This is a genomic window from Mesorhizobium huakuii, from assembly GCF_014189455.1.
Classification (GTDB): Bacteria; Pseudomonadota; Alphaproteobacteria; order Rhizobiales; family Rhizobiaceae; genus Mesorhizobium; species Mesorhizobium huakuii_A.
On sequence record NZ_CP050296.1, the window covers coordinates 2,043,250 to 2,059,121 of the forward strand.

General features: G+C 64.1%; 12 protein-coding genes. 5 read left to right on the forward strand and 7 right to left on the reverse strand.

Annotated elements, in window-relative coordinates; genetic code table 11:
* Nucleotides 1–6 precede the first annotated feature (6 nt).
* The 3 genes from HB778_RS09995 to HB778_RS10005 all read right to left on the reverse strand — a co-directional run bounded on the left by HB778_RS09995 (nucleotide 7) and on the right by HB778_RS10005 (nucleotide 3,335).
* Entirely contained in the window at nucleotides 7–1,926 is a 1,920-nt protein-coding gene (locus HB778_RS09995) for a PAS domain S-box protein (protein WP_244661884.1), read from the reverse strand.
* Between the two features lie 217 nt (nucleotides 1,927–2,143).
* Nucleotides 2,144–2,782 (reverse strand): NrsF family protein, encoded by a 639-nt coding sequence (locus tag HB778_RS10000; RefSeq protein ID WP_183463465.1) that lies wholly within the window; start codon nucleotides 2,780–2,782, stop codon nucleotides 2,144–2,146.
* A gap of 1 nt (nucleotide 2,783) precedes the next feature.
* Entirely contained in the window at nucleotides 2,784–3,335 is a 552-nt protein-coding gene (locus HB778_RS10005; protein ID WP_183463467.1) for a sigma-70 family RNA polymerase sigma factor, read from the reverse strand.
* A 320-nt stretch (nucleotides 3,336–3,655) separates the two neighbouring features.
* Between HB778_RS10005 and HB778_RS10010 the strand changes: the two genes are divergently transcribed.
* The 3 genes from HB778_RS10010 to HB778_RS10020 all read left to right on the forward strand — a co-directional run bounded on the left by HB778_RS10010 (nucleotide 3,656) and on the right by HB778_RS10020 (nucleotide 7,490).
* Nucleotides 3,656–4,663: an iron ABC transporter substrate-binding protein gene (locus HB778_RS10010; RefSeq protein WP_183463469.1), complete on the forward strand. Its 1,008-nt coding sequence runs from the start codon at nucleotides 3,656–3,658 to the stop codon at nucleotides 4,661–4,663.
* A 167-nt stretch (nucleotides 4,664–4,830) separates the two neighbouring features.
* Nucleotides 4,831–6,411 carry an ABC transporter permease gene (locus tag HB778_RS10015; protein ID WP_183465051.1) on the forward strand — a complete coding sequence of 527 codons (1,581 nt, stop codon included), beginning with the start codon at nucleotides 4,831–4,833 and terminating at the stop codon, nucleotides 6,409–6,411.
* A complete protein-coding gene (locus HB778_RS10020; protein WP_183463471.1) occupies nucleotides 6,408–7,490 on the forward strand; it encodes an ABC transporter ATP-binding protein in 1,083 nt (360 codons plus the stop codon). The genes HB778_RS10015 and HB778_RS10020 overlap by 4 nt, the downstream gene beginning before the upstream one ends.
* A gap of 104 nt (nucleotides 7,491–7,594) precedes the next feature.
* On the opposite strand, the gene HB778_RS10025 is transcribed toward HB778_RS10020, so the two are convergent.
* From HB778_RS10025 to HB778_RS10040, 4 genes are all read right to left on the reverse strand, one after another.
* Nucleotides 7,595–8,695 (reverse strand): sn-glycerol-3-phosphate import ATP-binding protein UgpC, encoded by a 1,101-nt coding sequence (locus tag HB778_RS10025; RefSeq protein ID WP_183463473.1) that lies wholly within the window; start codon nucleotides 8,693–8,695, stop codon nucleotides 7,595–7,597.
* A gap of 13 nt (nucleotides 8,696–8,708) precedes the next feature.
* Nucleotides 8,709–9,623, reverse strand: a complete 915-nt coding sequence (locus tag HB778_RS10030) for an ABC transporter permease subunit (protein ID WP_183463476.1) — start codon at nucleotides 9,621–9,623, stop codon at nucleotides 8,709–8,711.
* Between the two features lie 7 nt (nucleotides 9,624–9,630).
* Nucleotides 9,631–10,515, reverse strand: a complete 885-nt coding sequence (locus tag HB778_RS10035; protein ID WP_183463478.1) for a carbohydrate ABC transporter permease — start codon at nucleotides 10,513–10,515, stop codon at nucleotides 9,631–9,633.
* Nucleotides 10,516–10,623: 108 nt separating this feature from the next.
* Nucleotides 10,624–11,976: an extracellular solute-binding protein gene (locus HB778_RS10040; protein WP_183463480.1), complete on the reverse strand. Its 1,353-nt coding sequence runs from the start codon at nucleotides 11,974–11,976 to the stop codon at nucleotides 10,624–10,626.
* A gap of 242 nt (nucleotides 11,977–12,218) precedes the next feature.
* Here HB778_RS10040 and HB778_RS10045 point away from each other — a divergent pair, with 242 nt between their 5' ends.
* Both HB778_RS10045 and HB778_RS10050 read left to right on the forward strand, forming a co-directional pair.
* On the forward strand, nucleotides 12,219–13,253 hold the full coding sequence (locus tag HB778_RS10045; protein ID WP_183463483.1) for an endonuclease/exonuclease/phosphatase family protein: 1,035 nt from the start codon (nucleotides 12,219–12,221) through the stop codon (nucleotides 13,251–13,253).
* 153 nt (nucleotides 13,254–13,406) lie between these two features.
* Nucleotides 13,407–15,857 (forward strand): sensor domain-containing diguanylate cyclase, encoded by a 2,451-nt coding sequence (locus tag HB778_RS10050; RefSeq protein ID WP_183463485.1) that lies wholly within the window; start codon nucleotides 13,407–13,409, stop codon nucleotides 15,855–15,857.
* Nucleotides 15,858–15,872 lie beyond the last annotated feature (15 nt).

Sequence of the window (15,872 nt, forward strand, 5' to 3'; positions counted from 1 at the left end):
GTCGGTTCACGACGCTGCGGCAAGCGGCGCGGGCGGTTCTGACCTGTCGTCGGTGATCCTGTCATCCGGCGCCACCGAAACGCACCCACGGCCGGCGGCCTTGGCCGCATAGCAGGCGGCGTCGGCCTTTGCGATGATCTCGTCGACTTCACCGCAATTGGCGCAGATTGCCGCCAGGCCGATGCTGGCGCCGATCGCATGCGGCCGGCCGTCCCAGGTGAAGTTCAGCCCGGCTATCGCATCGATGATGGAGCGCGCCGCGATCCTGGCACCGGCGGTCGAACCCGATTTCAGGATGACAGCGAATTCGTCGCCACCCAGCCGCGCGACAATGTCCTCGGGCCCAAGCACTTCGCGCACGGCCTCGGCGACCCGCTTCAGCAAGGCGTCGCCGGCGGCGTGACCACCGGTGTCATTGACCAGTTTGAAATGGTCGAGGTCGATGAACATGAACTGATGGCCGCTCCCGGCCGTCGTGCCGTCCTTGCGCGCCTGATCGACCAATCCCTCCATGGTGCGGATGAAGCTCGAGCGATTGGCAAGGCCGGTCAGCGCATCATGCGCCGCGGCGTGGGCAAGCTGGCGCTGCAGGGCGCGCGCGTCGGTGAAGTCCTGGAAGACGATGACCAGCCCGCAGAATTCGTGGCGCTCATTCATGATCGGCGACACGACCTGGCGGATGCTGCAGCGTGTGTCGTCGCGGCGGATCAGCACGGCGCGGCTGTTCTGGTCGGAGGGCGCCTCCGCGCCGATCGCCGGCCGCGTCACCCCGATCCTGTGACCTGTCTCCTCGTCAACCGCCCAATAGACATGGCCGAGCGTCTTGCCGAGCGCCGCCTCGCCGGAAACGCCGGTCAGCTTCTCGGCAACCGGGTTCATGAAGGTGACGCGGTTGGCCGCATCGGTGCAGATGACGGCATCACCGATCGACTGCAGCGTCACCCTCAGCCGCTCCTTCTCGTCGGCCAGCATTGCCGCCGACAGGGTCAGGCGCTCTTCGGCCTCCTTGCGCCGGGTGATGTCGGTCAGGCTGCCGATGGCCCTGATCAGGCGCCCGTCACCGTCGCGCTCGATGGCCTTGCCGCGGTCGAGGATCCAGACCCAGCGGCCATCCTTGTGGCGCATCCTGAACTCGGCCTCGAAAAACTCCGTCTTGCCGGCAAGATGCTCGCGATCCGCATCGGCGACAGTCTCGCGGTCGTCGGGATGGATCATGGTCAGCCAGCGGTCCGGATCGCCGTCGAGTTCGCCATCCGCATAACCCAGCATCTTAACCCAGGTCGACGAGTAAGTCGTGCCGCCCTTGCGCACGTCAAGATCCCAGACGCCCTGGCCGGCGCCGGCCAGCGCGAAATTCCAGCGCGTTTCGGCTTCGGCAATGCGCGCCTCGGCCAGCTTGCGCGCGTCGATGTCCTCGATCTGTGAGACGAGATAGAGCGGGCGCCCGTTTTTCTCGTCGCGAATGACGGAGCCGGCGAGATGCGCCCAGACAGCTGTGCCGTCCTTCTTGAGGTAACGCTTTTCGAACTGGAAGGCGTTGACCGTGCCCGCTTTGATGCCCTCCATGGTTTCCCGCCCGATATGCTGGTCGTCAGGATGGGTGATCTGGAAAAAGGTCAGCGCCTCGATCTCTTCGCTGCTGTAGCCAAGCATCGAGGCGAAGGCCGGATTGGTTTCGAGTATACGCCCGTTCAGCCCGACAATGGCGATGCCGATAGCCGAATCCTGCATGGCCCGGCGAAAGCGCTGCTCGCTTTGCGCGATCTGCCGCCGGTCGGCGGAGATGCGAACGACAAACAGCCCGGCGAGGAAAAGCGCGCCGCCCGCAATGGCGACCGATATCTGAAGACAGAGCCTGAGTGCCTCGGCGCCAAGGTCCAGCCGCGACAGCATGACCGAGGCCACCGCAACAGCGAGGCCAGCCACAAGCAACGCCGGCGCTGCATGTTTGTGGAGCCTGATGGGTCCTGGTAATCTCACGATCCGTGCCACCCCCGTGGGCAATCGCTTTTTCCCGTTAAAACCTTGAAGGATCGATTTTAAGGAAAGGTTGCGTCTGGGGTACTGGTGACATGGACAACCGGCAAACAATTGCCGGCATGATTAAGGATCGGTATTCGCGGGTGTAGCCGCCGGTATCCTGCTACCAGCGCACGAACAACCGCCCGCCCAGCGCACCAAGCAAGGCAAGCGCTGCGATCGCGATCGTGTACCAGGTGGCGACGAAAAGCGGCGAATCGTCGAAACAATGCGCGGCATAGAAGGTCGCCGCCAGCCCGCCGGCGAGCAGGCCCGCGACCGCGCCGGCAAGCACCGGCCGCGTCGGCGCGCCATAGCGCAGCATCCACAGGAAGACGGCCAGCGGGCCGATGCCGATCAGCGGGATGAAGCCCATGCAGATCATCATGTTGGAACCGACCATGCGCGTGCCCCACAACGCCTCCGGCACCATGAAGAGTTCCAGCACCACCGCCACGGCCACCAGCACGGGCGCGGCCAGCATCCCTGCCATCGCCCAACGTGTCGAGGCCCCCGGCGTTGACAAAGCGCGGATCAGGGCGAAGGCGCTGACGGCCAGCACGATGGTGAAAACGAACTTGGAGAGGAAGCGCATCGTGTGCGCGGCCACCATGAAGTCCGGGCGCGGGCCGATCGTCAGCAGGAAAACGACTGCCGCGATGACAATGGCCGCGCCGGCAGCCAGCCACCAGGCCGAGCGCAATGGCATCGCCTTGCTGCTTGCATCGGCGTCGAGCGCCTTGATGAGATCCTCGGTCCTCATGTCATTCCCGCCCAAATCGGCCCTGCCCGAATCGCTTGGCTATGGCGGCAAGCCCACGATGCAGCGACACACGCACCGCCGTCTCGCTGATGCCGAACTTCGCTGCCGTTTCGCCGATCGAGCGGCCTTCCACCGATACGGCCGACACCACCGAGCGCTGCGCCGGCGGCAACCCGTCCAGGGCCCGGTTGATGTCGCGCTCGCTGACGGTTTCGGTCTCCGGCTCGGCGAAGGTCTCGGCGATATCGTCGACATCGATTTCGATGCGTCGTCCACGCCGCCGGAACGCATCGATCAGCTTGAAGCGGGCAATGGCATAGATCCACGGCAGCACCGGCGCGTCCTGGCGCCAAGTATGCCGTTTCACATGAATGGCCAGCAAGGTTTCCTGCACGACATCCTCGGGATCGACCCCGCTCTGCACGATCTTGCGCCGGACAAAACCGCGCACCAGCGCGGCAATCCGGTGCAGAAAGTCGGCGTAGGCCCTTTCATCTCCCGCGATCGCGGCCCGCAACAGCCGGGAAAGCTCGGCCTCGTCCTTGCCGCTCACAAGAGTTCACTCCCCCGATTTTCGTGTCTCGGCACTGATTTGTTACGTGGCCGTCGAAATAATGTCCAAGCCAAACTACGGGCAAGTCACGAAAGTTTGCGGGTTCCTGAAGGCGCCGCCGCATATCGGGTCACCTTACAGGCCTTGCGATCCCGTTTCGCGAGAAACCGTCGGTTCAGACCGCCATCACATGGAATTGTCCGCTTTGCGTTGACCTTTGCGCCTCAGCGACCGATTGAAGCAGACCAACAATGTTGACTATGCCTGTCAGGTATCGATAGGTGCAACGTGCAAAGACCAACGATATCGAGGATGACGCCATGAAATTCACCCTTTCCGCCCTTGCTGGTGCCGCCGCACTTGCAATCAGCCTGGCTGCCGGTCCGGCGATGGCCGAGGACGCCGGCATCATCGTCTACAACGCCCAGCACGAAAGCTTGGCCAAGGAATGGGCCGAAGGCTTCACCAAGGAAACCGGCATCAAGGTCACGCTGCGCAATGGCGGCGACAGCGACTTCTCCAACCAGATCGTCGCCGAAGGAGCCGCCTCGCCCGCCGACGTGTTCCTGACCGAAAACTCGCCAGCCATGGTGCTGGTCGAGAATGCCGGCCTGTTCGCGCCGGTCGATGCAGACACGCTGGCCCAGGTACCGCAGGACTACCAGGCCGTCAGCGGCAAATGGGTGGGCGTGGCCGCGCGCAGCACCGTCTTTGTCTACAACACGACCAAGCTCAAGGCCGACCAGTTGCCCAAGTCGCTGCTCGACCTCGCCGATCCGAGCTGGAAGGGCCGTTGGGCGGCCTCGCCCTCGGGCGCCGATTTCCAGGCCATCGTCAGCGCGTTGCTGCAGCTCAAGGGTGAGGCCGCCACGGCGGACTGGCTGAAGGCCATGAAGACAAACTTCACCGCCTACAAGGGCAACAGTACCGTGATGAAGGCGGTCAACGCCGGCGAGATCGAAGGCGGGGTGATCTACCACTATTACTACTTTGGCGATCAGGCCAAGACCGGCGAGAACAGCAAGCACGTTGCGCTGCACTATTTCAAGAACCAGGATCCGGGCGCATTCGTCTCGGTCTCGGGTGGCGGCGTGCTCGCCTCGAGCAAGCATCCGAAGGAGGCCCAGGCCTTCCTGAAGTGGGTGACCGGCAAGGGCGGCCAGGACGTGCTGAAGAACGGAAACTCCTTCGAATACGCCGTCGGCAAGGGTGCCGGGTCCAACCCGAAGCTGGTGCCGCTGGTCGATCTGCAGGCACCGAAGGTCGACCCCACGACGCTGAACTCCAAGAAGGTCACCGACCTGATGACGGCAGCCGGCTTGCTTTAGTTGCTGTTCGTCCTGATAAGGACGTCAGACCGTGCTCCCGCGGGACTTCCGCGGGAGCGTTTTGTTTTCGAGATGGCATTCGTCGATGACGACACGCTGCGTTCCTGACCGCGATCGCGGTTCTTCAATTGCTGCCGCTGGACGGCAGCGGCACGGCGTCTGACCTGATGCAGTCCGCCGTCGATCTCACGCGCTCGGGCCTGCCGCCGAAGATGCGCAGAAGGCCGCAGCGGCGCGCGGCGCCCTGGCTTGTCACTGCCGCTGTTCTCGTCTCGCTGCTCGCCCTTGTGCCGCTCGCCTTCATCATCTGGATCGCGGTGCAGACCGGTTGGGAGACTGTCTCCGCACTGGTCTTCCGGCCGCGCGTCGGCGAACTGCTGGTCAACACCACCTTGCTGGAGCTGCTGGCCGTGCCGATCGCCATCGTGCTGTCGGTCGCACTGGCCTGGCTGACCGAGCGCAGCGACCTGCCCGGCGCCAGGCTGTGGGCCTGGCTGTGCGTGGCGCCGCTCGCCATTCCCGCCTTCGTCCACTCCTATGCCTGGATCACCATGGTGCCGGGGCTGCACGGACTGTGGACCGGCGTGCTGGTGTCCGTGATCGCCTATTTCCCCTTCCTCTATCTGCCCATATCGGCGGCGCTGCGCCGTCTCGATCCGGCCCTGGAGGACGCGGCCGCCGCCCTTGGCCTTGGGCCTTGGCGCGTGTTCTGGCGTGTCGTGGTGCCGCAGCTCAGGCTCGCCATCTGCGGCGGCTCGCTGCTGGTCGGACTGCATCTGCTCGCCGAATACGGCCTCTACGTCTTCATCCGCTTCGACACCTTTACCACCGCGATCGTCGACCAGTTCCAGTCGACCTTCAACGGACCGGCAGCCAACATGTTGGCCGGCGTGCTGGTGACCTGCTGCTTCGTCCTTCTGGGCCTCGAAGTGCTGGTGCGCGGCGAGGAGCGTTATGCCCGTGTCGGCTCCGGCGCGGCGCGCTACCAGCAACGCACAAACCTCGGCCGCGCCACCGTTCCGAGCCTGGCCTTGCTTGTCGTCACCACGCTGCTGGCGCTTGGCGTGCCATTCGCGACCATCGGCCGCTGGCTCGTCGCCGGCGGCGCCGAGGTCTGGCGTCTCGACGAGATCGGCCTTGCGCTCGGCCAAACGCTGTTCCTGGCGCTCGCCGGAGCACTGCTCGCCACTGTCGCCGCCATGCCGATGGCGTGGATCTCGATCCGCGCGCCGGGACCGTTGCAGCGCCTGCTGGAGGGTTGCAACTACATCGTCGGCTCGCTACCGGGTGTCGTCATCGCGCTGGCGCTGGTCACCATCACCGTGCGCATTGCCCTGCCGCTCTATCAGACGCTGTTCACCATCCTGGTCGCCTATGCACTCATGTTCCTGCCGCGAGCCCTGGTCAGCCTGCGCGCCTCGATCGCCCAGGCCCCGGTCGAACTTGAGCGCGCCGCGTCCAGCCTTGGCCGGCGTCCGCTCAACGCGCTGTGGTCGACGACCATCCGCCTGTCGGCGCCGGGCGCCGCGGCCGGCATGGCGCTGGTGGCGCTCGGCATCATGAACGAACTGACCGCGACCCAGATGCTGGCGCCGAACGGCACCCGCACGCTGGCGATGGCGTTCTGGTCGTACAGCGGCGAGATCGACTACGCCTCGGCGGCGCCTTACGCCTTCATCATGGTGGCGATGTCGCTGCCGCTGACCTGGCTGCTCTATATCCAGTCGAAACGGATGGCTGGACGATGAGCTTTCTCGAAATCAGCGGCCTGCACAAGCATTACGGCCCGGTCGCAGCCCTTGCCGGCGTCGACCTCAATGTCGCCAGCGGCAGCCGGACCGCAATTGTCGGCCCCTCCGGCTGCGGCAAGACGACCTTATTGCGGCTGATCGCCGGCTTCGAGGCACCTGACCAGGGCCGCATCGTGCTCGACGGCGAGGTGCTGGCCAATGGCGGCGCCGCTGTCCCGGCACATCGCCGCGGCATCGGTGTGGTGGCGCAGGACGGCGCCCTGTTCCCGCATCTGACCATCGCGGACAATATCGGTTTCGGCCTGGGCCGCGGCGAGGACAAGCGCACCGAGCGTATCGTCGAACTCGCCTATATCGTCGGGCTGGACAAGGCGATCCTCAAGCGCCGCCCGCACGAACTCTCCGGCGGCCAGCAGCAGCGCGTGGCGCTCGCCCGGGCGATGGCGATGAAACCGAGGCTGATGCTGCTCGACGAGCCGTTCTCGGCCTTGGATACCGGCCTGCGCGCCTCGATGCGCAAGGCCGTGGCCGAACTTCTGGAGGCGGCCGGCATCACCACCATCCTGGTGACGCATGACCAGGCCGAGGCGCTGTCCTTCGCTGCCCAGGTGGCGGTGATGCGCGACGGCATATTCTCGCAGGTCGGCACGCCGCGCGATCTCTACCTCAAGCCGAAGGACAGGATGATCGCCGAGTTCCTCGGTGATGCCATCATCCTGCCGGCGAGCATCTCTGGCGGCTTCGCCAGTTCGCCGCTCGGCCGCATCGCCGTCGACACCAATGACAGCCGCGATATCGCCCGCATCATGCTGCGGCCGGAGCAGATCGGGCTGAAACGGACATCGCGCGAGGGCATGTCGGGCACCCCCGACATGCTGTTCGGCGAGGTGACGGAATCGGAATTCGCCGGCGCGACATGCACGGTCGCGGTGCGGCTCCTGAACAATGCCGATCCGCCGGACGCGGCCGCGATCGGCAACACGCCGCTGATCCTGCGCAAATCCGGCATGGATGCGCCGGCGGTCGGCGAGATCGTGCGGCTCACCGTGTCCGGAAAGGCGCATGTGTTCGCTTGAAGGTCCGACGGCGCTGCGCCCGGCATGCAGTGGCGAGATCACGCGATGATGCGTTTTCCGGATTCGGCCGAGTAGATCGGCCACTGCTCAGCGAGGCTTGAGAATCAGAGCGCCGGCTCGGGTACGGACGCCTTGAAGACATCGAGGCGGCTTCCCGTTTCCGACGAGAAGAAATGCATGTCCTGCGGCGAAAACTTCAGGCCGACCGGGCTGCCGGGCTCGGCGTGGATGGCCTCCGACGTCATCACCGAAAACGGTGCGCCGTCGAGATCGACATAGATGACCCGGCCCGCGCCCAGTTCCTCGACCAGGTCGACAGTCGCATTGAGCGCGCCCGCCGTGTTCGGCGCCACCAGGCGGACGGCTTCCGGCCGGATGCCCATCGCGACCTTGGTGCCGACCGGCAGGCCGGCGCGTGTCATGGCCAGGCGCCGGCTGCCGCCGAGCAGCGACAGCCCGTCGAGTTCGACCGTGCCTTCGAGAATGTTCATGGCCGGCGCGCCGACGAAGGTGGCGACGAAGCGGCTGGCAGGCCGGGTATAGATCTCACCTGGTGTGCCAACCTGCTCGACCCGGCCGCCATTCATCACCACCAGCCGGTCGGCGAGCGTCATCGCCTCGACCTGGTCGTGGGTGACGAAGACGGACGTGGCGTTCAGCCGGCGGTGCAGCTTGCGGATTTCCGAGCGCATCTGCACGCGCAGTTTGGCATCGAGGTTGGACAGCGGCTCGTCGAACAGGAACACCTTCGGCTCGCGGATCATGGCGCGGCCCATGGCGACGCGCTGTCTTTGCCCGCCGGAAAGCGCCATCGGCTTGCGGTCGAGCAGGTGTTCGAGCTCAAGCGTACGCGCGACCGCCTGGATGCGCTGGGTGCGCTCGGCCGAGGGAACGCCGGCGACCTTGAGCGAATAGCCGATGTTCTGTGCCACGCTCATATGCGGGTAAAGCGCGTAGTTCTGGAACACCATGGCGCAGCCGCGCTCGCGTGGTTCCAGCTTGTTGACTACCGTGCCGTCGATGGCGATCGTGCCGCCGGAAATGTCCTCAAGCCCGGCGATCATGCGCAGCAGCGTGGACTTGCCGCAGCCCGACGGTCCCAGGATGACGACGAATTCGCCCGAGGCGAAGTCGAGGTCGACGCCGTGCACGACCTGCGTCTTGGCGTAATTCTTCTTGACGCCGCGAATGGTGATGGAGGCCATTTTTTGTCTCCTGTTATTTCTCGGTGGCGATCAGGCCACGCACGATCCAGCGTTGCATGAGCACCACGACAAGCAGTGGCGGCAGCATGACGATCAGCGTGCCGGCCATGGCAATGTGCCATTCGGGAGTGCCGCCGACATTGGGGATCAGCTGTTTGAGCTCGGTGACCGCCATCGCATGCGACTGGTCGGTGGTGATGAGCAGCGGCCACAGATACTGGTTCCAGGCCCACAGGAACATGATGGTGCCGAGCGCCGCCATGTTGTTGCGTGAGAGCGGCAAAAGCACATCGATGAAGAAACGCAGTGGCCCTGCACCGTCCATGCGTGCGGCCTCGGTCAGTTCATCCGGCACGGTGAGGAAGAACTGCCGGTATAGGAACGTGCCGGTGGCAGTGGCGACCAATGGCAGTATCAGGCCGGGGTAGGAATTGAGCAGCCCGAGGCTGAGCGAGACCTGCACGCCCGACAGCTTCTCGATCAGCCAGCTCAAGCCTGTCACGTCGAGAATGGCCTGATAGGGCGACAGCACATTGGCGACGACCGCGTAGGTCGGCACGATGCGCACTTCCAGCGGCAGCATCAGGGTGACGAAGATCAGCCAGAAGATGAACATCCGGCCGGGAAAGCGGAAATAGACGATCGAGAAGGCGGTGAGCGCCGAAATGATCACTTTGCCCGCCGCCACGCCGCCGGCGACGATGAAGCTGTTGAGCAGCTTGGGGCCGAGACCGGCCGTCACCCACGCAGTCTTGATGTTGACCCAGAAGTCGCTGCCCGGCAGCAGCGACATCGGCACATCGTTGACATCCCTCAAATTGTGCGACGCGGCGATGGCGACGACCACGAACGGCGCGACGCAGAAGACAAAACCGACGAACAGGATCAGATGCGTGAAGAAATTGAGGAATGGGGTACGCTCTACCATGTCATCCTCACCCGTAATGCACGCGCCGCTCGATGAAGCGGAACTGGAAGATGGTGAGCACGATGATGAGCAGCATCAGGATGATGCTCTGCGCGGCGGCACCCGAATAATCCAAACCTTTGAAGCCGTCGGAATAGATCTTGTAGACCATCAGATTGGTCGCGTTCGCCGGGCCGCCTGATGTCATGATGTCGACGATGCCGAAGGAATCCTGGAAGCTTTCGGTGATGTTGATGACCAAAAGGAAGAAGATCGTCGGCGTGATCAGCGGAAACTGGATGTCCCAGAAACGCCTGATGACGCCGGAACCGTCCATCGCCGCCGCCTCGATCAGCGAACGCGGGATGGCCTGGAATGCGGCCAGGAAGAAGATGAAGTTGTAGCCGACATATTTCCAGGAGAAGGCGACGATAATCGACGCCATGGCATCCGCGCCATCGAGACCCGGATCCCAGATCCCCGGCCACATCCGGTTGATGGCGGAAAGGAACCCCGCCTCCGGCGCCAGGATGAAGCGGAACGCCAGCGCCAGCGCCGGTGCGGCGATGCCGTAGGGCCAGATCAGCACCACGCGATAGAGACGCGAGCCGGCGAGCTGCCGATCGGTCAGGGCGGCGAGCACCAGCGCGATGAACATCGCAAGCCCGGTACTGATGCCGGCAAAGACAAGACTGGCGGTAATCGAATTCCAGTAGTCGGCGTTGGCCAGGATCGAGCGGAAATTGTCGAGCCCGACCCAGATGTTGCCGCCGCCCCAGGGCTGCTGCAGCGTCAGCGACCAGTACACGGCCTGGCCGGCCGGCCAGTAGAAGAACGTGAAGATCAGGAGGAGCTGCGGCACCGCGAAAAGGATGCCGATTGTCCAACTGCTGAAGGTGACGCGTTTTTCCATCGGTCCGCCGATGCCGCTGAACGGCCAGTCACGTTTGCATTAAATACACGAAACAACTGCCCGTCGACTCGAAGCATGAGTCGACGGGCAGCCTGAAAATTCAAGCGATCAGGGCAGGGTCTTGCCCGGATAGGTCTGCTGGAAGCGGTCGAGGATGGCGTCGCCATTCTTGACCAGCGTGTCGAGGCCTTCCTGGACGCTGACCTTGTTGGCGAAGATCGCCTGCATCTGCGTGCCGAACTCGGCGCGGATCTGGGTGAAGTTGCCCAGGCGCACACCGCGGGTGATTTCGGTCGGCTCGGAAGCGGTCAGGCTGGCGATGGCGGTTTCACGTCCCTTGTAGGGCGCCTTGTCGTAGAAGCCGTTGGACTTCATGTAGTCGAAGCCCGACTTGGTCACCGGGATGTAGCCGGTGTTGGTCGACCAGAACAATGCGGTCTTGGGATCGTGGATGAAGTTGAGGAACGCCGCGGCGCCCTTGTATTCCGCATCCGACTTGCCGGAGAGAACCCAAAGCGAAGCGCCGCCGACGAGCGAATTCTTGCGCTCGGTGCCGGCATAGACCGGCAGTTCGGCAACATCCCAATTCATGCCTTCCTTATGCGTCTTGCCGACGGTGCCGTGGTCGCCGACCGAGGTCATGATGACCTGGCAGGTGCCCGAGGCGAAGGCCTGGACCATATCCTGGCCAAGGTCCTTGGATTTGATCTTGATCAGGCCGGCATCATACCATTTCTTGAGATCGGTGACGTACTGGACGAACTTGGTCTTGTTGACTTCCAGGCGCGCGTCGAGGCCGTCATAGCCGTTGTTCTTGGTGGCGATCGGCTGATTGTGGATGGCCGAGAACTGCTCCATCAGCTGCCAGCTCTCATTGGCCGAGATGTTGATGGCCATCGGGCATTCATAGCCGGCATCCTTCATCGCCTTGAGGTCGGCGCCGACATCTTCCCAGGTCTTCGGCGCTTCGGTTTTGCCGATCTTGGCGAAGGCGTCCTTGTTCCAGTACAGCAGCGCGGTCGAGGAATTGAACGGGAAGGACAGCATTTCGCCCTTCGACGTCGCGTAGTAGCGCGCGATACCGGGGAAATAGTCGGCGTAGTCGATCTTGTAGCCGTTTTCTTCCATCAGCTTGTCGGCGGGCTTGTAGGCGCCCGACAGCATCATGGTGGCGGTGCCGACATCATAGACCTGGACGACGGCAGGCTGCTTGCCGGCGCGGAAGGCGGCGATCGTGTTCTGCAGCGTGGCGTCGTAATTGCCCTGGCTGGTGCAGACGACTTCATAGTCGGTCTGCGAGGCGTTGAAGTTCTTGCACAGCGTGTCGACGACGCGGGCGAGATCGCCCGAAAGGCCGAACCAGAAATCGAATTTTACCGGCTCTGCAAAGGCAGGCATCGCCAGCGCGGTGCTGAGCGCGCCAGCGGCAAGGGCAGCAAAGCCCCGCTTGATCATGGTCATGGTTTTCCCTCTTGAGTGGCTGGTGACAAGGGTCTTGCGCAAGTCCTTGCCCGCTCTCTTAGAGAAGGTATGTGACAGTTCTGTTGTGGGCCTCCGGCCTTTGCACAGCTGCTCGCTCCTCTCCCTCGGCGGCCTGGCCGGCATCAAAACGTCACACCGGCGTCCTAGGTAGCTAGGGCGACGGTCTGGGACGTAAGGACCACGATCGGCCGCTATGATTATCCGGCTAAAGGAATGACAAAATGCTGGTGCAACAGCTGACGCATGTGTCCATCGCCGACAGACAGGCGATGCGCGAGGGCCCGCGCGACAGCGCCACCCATTTGCGCCATGCCGCCGCCATTCCGGCTCTCGGCCAGATCGAAATCGGCGGCATGGCATCGCGCGGGAGCGCTGGCGAGAGCCTGAAGGTGGTGACCTGGAACGTCGAGCGGCTCCGTCATGTCGACGCCATCGCGGCAACGCTGGCCGCGCAGGCTCCCGACATCGTGCTGTTGTCCGAAGTCGACCAGGGCATGGCGCGCTCCGGCAATGGCCATCCGCTGCGCACCCTGGCCGACCGGCTCGGCCATGCCTTTGCCTATGGCGTCGAGTTCGTCGAACTCGGCGGCGGCAACGAGGCCGAGCGTTCGGTGACCGGCGAGGCGGCCAATGCGGAAGGCTTTCACGGCAATGCCGTGACCAGTGCCGTCCCGCTGCTCCGTCCTTTCCTGGTGCGCCTCGACGCCGCCGGCGGCTGGTTCCGGCCGGAACGCGGCCAGCCGCGCATCGGCGGGCGCATGGCGATCGGTGGCCAGGTGCAGATCGCCAACCGCAGGGTGACGGTCGTCTCGGTGCATCTGGAAAATCGTACCGATCCGGCCGGCAGGGCCATCCAGACGCGCCACCTTCTCGACGCCATCGACAAATATGATCCGGAAGCGCCGGTGCTGCTTGGCGGCGATTTCAACACGCTGACCGCAAGCCATGAGGAACGCCATGGCGATCCGGCGGCCTGGCTGGCGCGGGTCGCGGCCGAACCGGGCCGGCTGATCGATGTTGAACGCCACGAGCCGCTGTTTGCGGTCCTCGCCGGGAGCGGCTTTGATTGGCAGGCCGCCAACAACCTCGACCTGCCCACCCAGCGGCGTGAGGCCGGGACGCCGGTCGGCCGCATCGACTGGTTCTTCACCCGCGGCCTCCTGGCCAGCGCGCCTGCCGTTATCGCCGCCATATTGCCGGACGGCAGTCCGAGTTCGGATCATGAAGCCCTGGCGGTGACCATTCGCCTGAAATAGCCGGCTTCAGCCCCCAAAAAGCCTGTCGTCCCCGCAGCCATATTGCGCCGGGAAAGCACGCTATGGTTGCAGCCGACTTCATCGATCCTTCAACAGCCAAGCATTATTCAGTCATATTTCGTTTTTTATTTCCGATGGGCTTGGGGAAATAAGATGTTGACTGTCTACAATTGCATCGTGAACCAGCACGATCTGAGACTGGTCGCACTTGCCGCGCTGATCTGCGGGATTTCCTGTTTCTCTGCTGTCAGCCTGCTTCGCCACATCAGCCGCTCTACAGACCGGAATCGGCTGGCCTGGCTGATGATCGCGGCCACTTCCACCGGCTTCGGCATCTGGGCAACGCATTTCATCGCCATGCTTGCGTTCACGCCGGGCATACCCAGTGCCTATGATCCGTGGCTCTCCGTGCTCTCGCTCGCTGCCTCGGTCGCGCTGACGGCGGCCGGCATGTGGATCGCCACCTTGCGGGACGAGTTCGAGTATCGTCTCGTCGGCGGCGCCGTTCTGGGCGGCGGTATCGCGGCCATGCACTATATCGGCATGGCGGCATTCGAGGTCCAGGGCCGGATCGAATGGAACCTGTTGCTTGTCGCCGTTTCCTTGCTGGCGGGCGTAACGCTTGCGGCGCTGGCGCTGCATGTCGTTCTGCGCCGTCCCTCCTTGGCAGCAACATCCGTCGGCGCGGTGCTGCTGACGCTGGCGATCTGCACCTTGCATTTCATCGCCATGGGGGCCGTCTCCATCTTTCCCGATTCCTCGATCGTTATATCCGAATACACGATCGAGCCGACCTCACAGGCTTTCGCGGCGGCCGCCGCCACGCTGGTGATCCTGGTGCTGTCGGCATCGGCGCTGTGGATCGATTTGCGCTTCCGTCGCCAAAAACTCGAGGTCGACCGCATGCACGGCCTGGCCAATGCCGCCGTGGAGGGCCTGATTGTCTGTGACCGCGACCGCATCGTCAGCGCCAATGACAGCATGGGCAAGCTGACCGGCACGCTGGCCGCGACGTTGAACGGCATGGAGCTGGGCGAGATCTTCGACGAACGCACCGCAAGCGAAGCGGCGAGCGTTGAAGGCCAGCCGTGGGAGGCGGAGTTGAGGAACCGCGACGGAACGCGAATTCCCGTCGAACTGATCGCCCGAAGCATCGACTATTGCGGCAAGCCCCACAACGTCATCGCCGTCCGCGACATCCGCGAACGCAAGAAGGCGGAAGAGGAGATCCTTCGCCTCGCCCATTTCGACCCGCTGACAGGACTTGCCAACCGCCGCTCCTTTTCCAGCCGTCTCGACGCGGAAATCGCATCGATGAACCGGAACGCCAATGCCGACAAGGGCGCCAAACCCCGGCATCTCGCGCTCCTTTTGTTCGACCTCGACCGTTTCAAGGAGGTGAACGACCTTTACGGGCATGGCGCCGGCGATGCGATGCTGCAGAAGGTGGCGACCTGCGCTGCCGGCGTTCTGCGCCACGGCCAGATGCTTGCGCGCCTCGGCGGCGACGAATTCGCCATCATTGCCCCCAACCTGCCCGACCCGCAGGCAGCGGGCCGCATCGCGGGGGCGCTGCTCGCCGCCATGCGCGAGGAGAACCGGGCCGCGGCTGGCGGCGGGCTGGTCTCGGCCAGCATCGGCATCGCGGTCTATCCGCTCGATGCCGAGGACCAGACCAGCCTGATCAGCCACGCCGACACGGCGCTCTACCGCGCCAAGACCGAAGGCCGGGACACGTATCGCTATTTCGAGACGTCGATGGGCGCCGAAGCCCGCGACAAGCGCATTATGGAGCACGAATTGCGCCAGGCCGTCGTGCGCGGCGAATTCTACCTTGTCTACCAGCCGCAGAAGGAGATCAGCAGCGGCAAGATGGTTGGCTTCGAAGCCCTGATCCGCTGGCGCCATCCCGAACGCGGCGACGTCTCCCCGGCAATATTCATCCCGGTGGCCGAAGACAGCGGCGCCATCGGGCAGATCGGCGACTGGGTGCTCGACGCCGCCTGTGAGGAAGCCGCCCGCTGGGAAAATCCGCTGACGGTCGCCGTCAACGTCTCCGCGGTCCAGCTTCACAATCCCAATTTCAGCCGCAAGGTCCACGAGACCTTGCTAAGAACAGGTCTTGCCCCGACAAGGCTGGAACTCGAGATCACCGAAACCGCGCTGGTGAAGGACATGCCGCGTGCGCTGGCAACCCTGCGGCAGGTCAAGTCGCTTGGCGTGCGGGTGGCCATGGACGATTTTGGAACCGGCTATTCCTCGCTCTCCAACCTGCGCGCCTTCCCCTTCGACAAGATCAAGATCGACTCCTCCTTCATCAAGGCGGTCGACACCAACGGCCAGGTCGCCGCGATCGTGCGCGCCGTGCTGGGCCTGGGGCGCGGCCTTGGCCTGCCGGTTCTTGCCGAAGGCGTCGAGACGCTTGGAGAGCTGAAGTTCCTGGATGCGGAAGCTTGTGAGATCGGCCAGGGCTACTATCTCGGCAAGCCGGCGCCGATCGAGGCGTTCGACGACCTGACCGGCAACGGCAAGCGCACTCCGGCGCGCGTCGACCGTCGGGATGGCAGCCTCGTATTGCTCAAGCCAAGCGTGCGCTCAGCCTGATGTCAGCAGCCCAAT

Bases quoted from the DNA above. Each gene is read 5' to 3' on its own strand.
- HB778_RS10000 (WP_183463465.1), bottom strand. From the start codon at position 2,782: ATGAGGACCGAGGATCTCATCAAGGCGCTCGACGCCGATGCAAGCAGC.
- HB778_RS10010 (WP_183463469.1), top strand. From the start codon at position 3,656: ATGAAATTCACCCTTTCCGCCCTTGCTGGTGCCGCCGCACTTGCAATC.
- HB778_RS10015 (WP_183465051.1), top strand. From the start codon at position 4,831: ATGCAGTCCGCCGTCGATCTCACGCGCTCGGGCCTGCCGCCGAAGATG.
- HB778_RS10020 (WP_183463471.1), top strand. From the start codon at position 6,408: ATGAGCTTTCTCGAAATCAGCGGCCTGCACAAGCATTACGGCCCGGTC.
- HB778_RS10025 (WP_183463473.1), bottom strand. From the start codon at position 8,695: ATGGCCTCCATCACCATTCGCGGCGTCAAGAAGAATTACGCCAAGACG.
- HB778_RS10030 (WP_183463476.1), bottom strand. From the start codon at position 9,623: ATGGTAGAGCGTACCCCATTCCTCAATTTCTTCACGCATCTGATCCTG.
- HB778_RS10035 (WP_183463478.1), bottom strand. From the start codon at position 10,515: ATGGAAAAACGCGTCACCTTCAGCAGTTGGACAATCGGCATCCTTTTC.
- HB778_RS10040 (WP_183463480.1), bottom strand. From the start codon at position 11,976: ATGACCATGATCAAGCGGGGCTTTGCTGCCCTTGCCGCTGGCGCGCTC.
- HB778_RS10045 (WP_183463483.1), top strand. From the start codon at position 12,219: ATGCTGGTGCAACAGCTGACGCATGTGTCCATCGCCGACAGACAGGCG.
- HB778_RS10050 (WP_183463485.1), top strand. From the start codon at position 13,407: ATGTTGACTGTCTACAATTGCATCGTGAACCAGCACGATCTGAGACTG.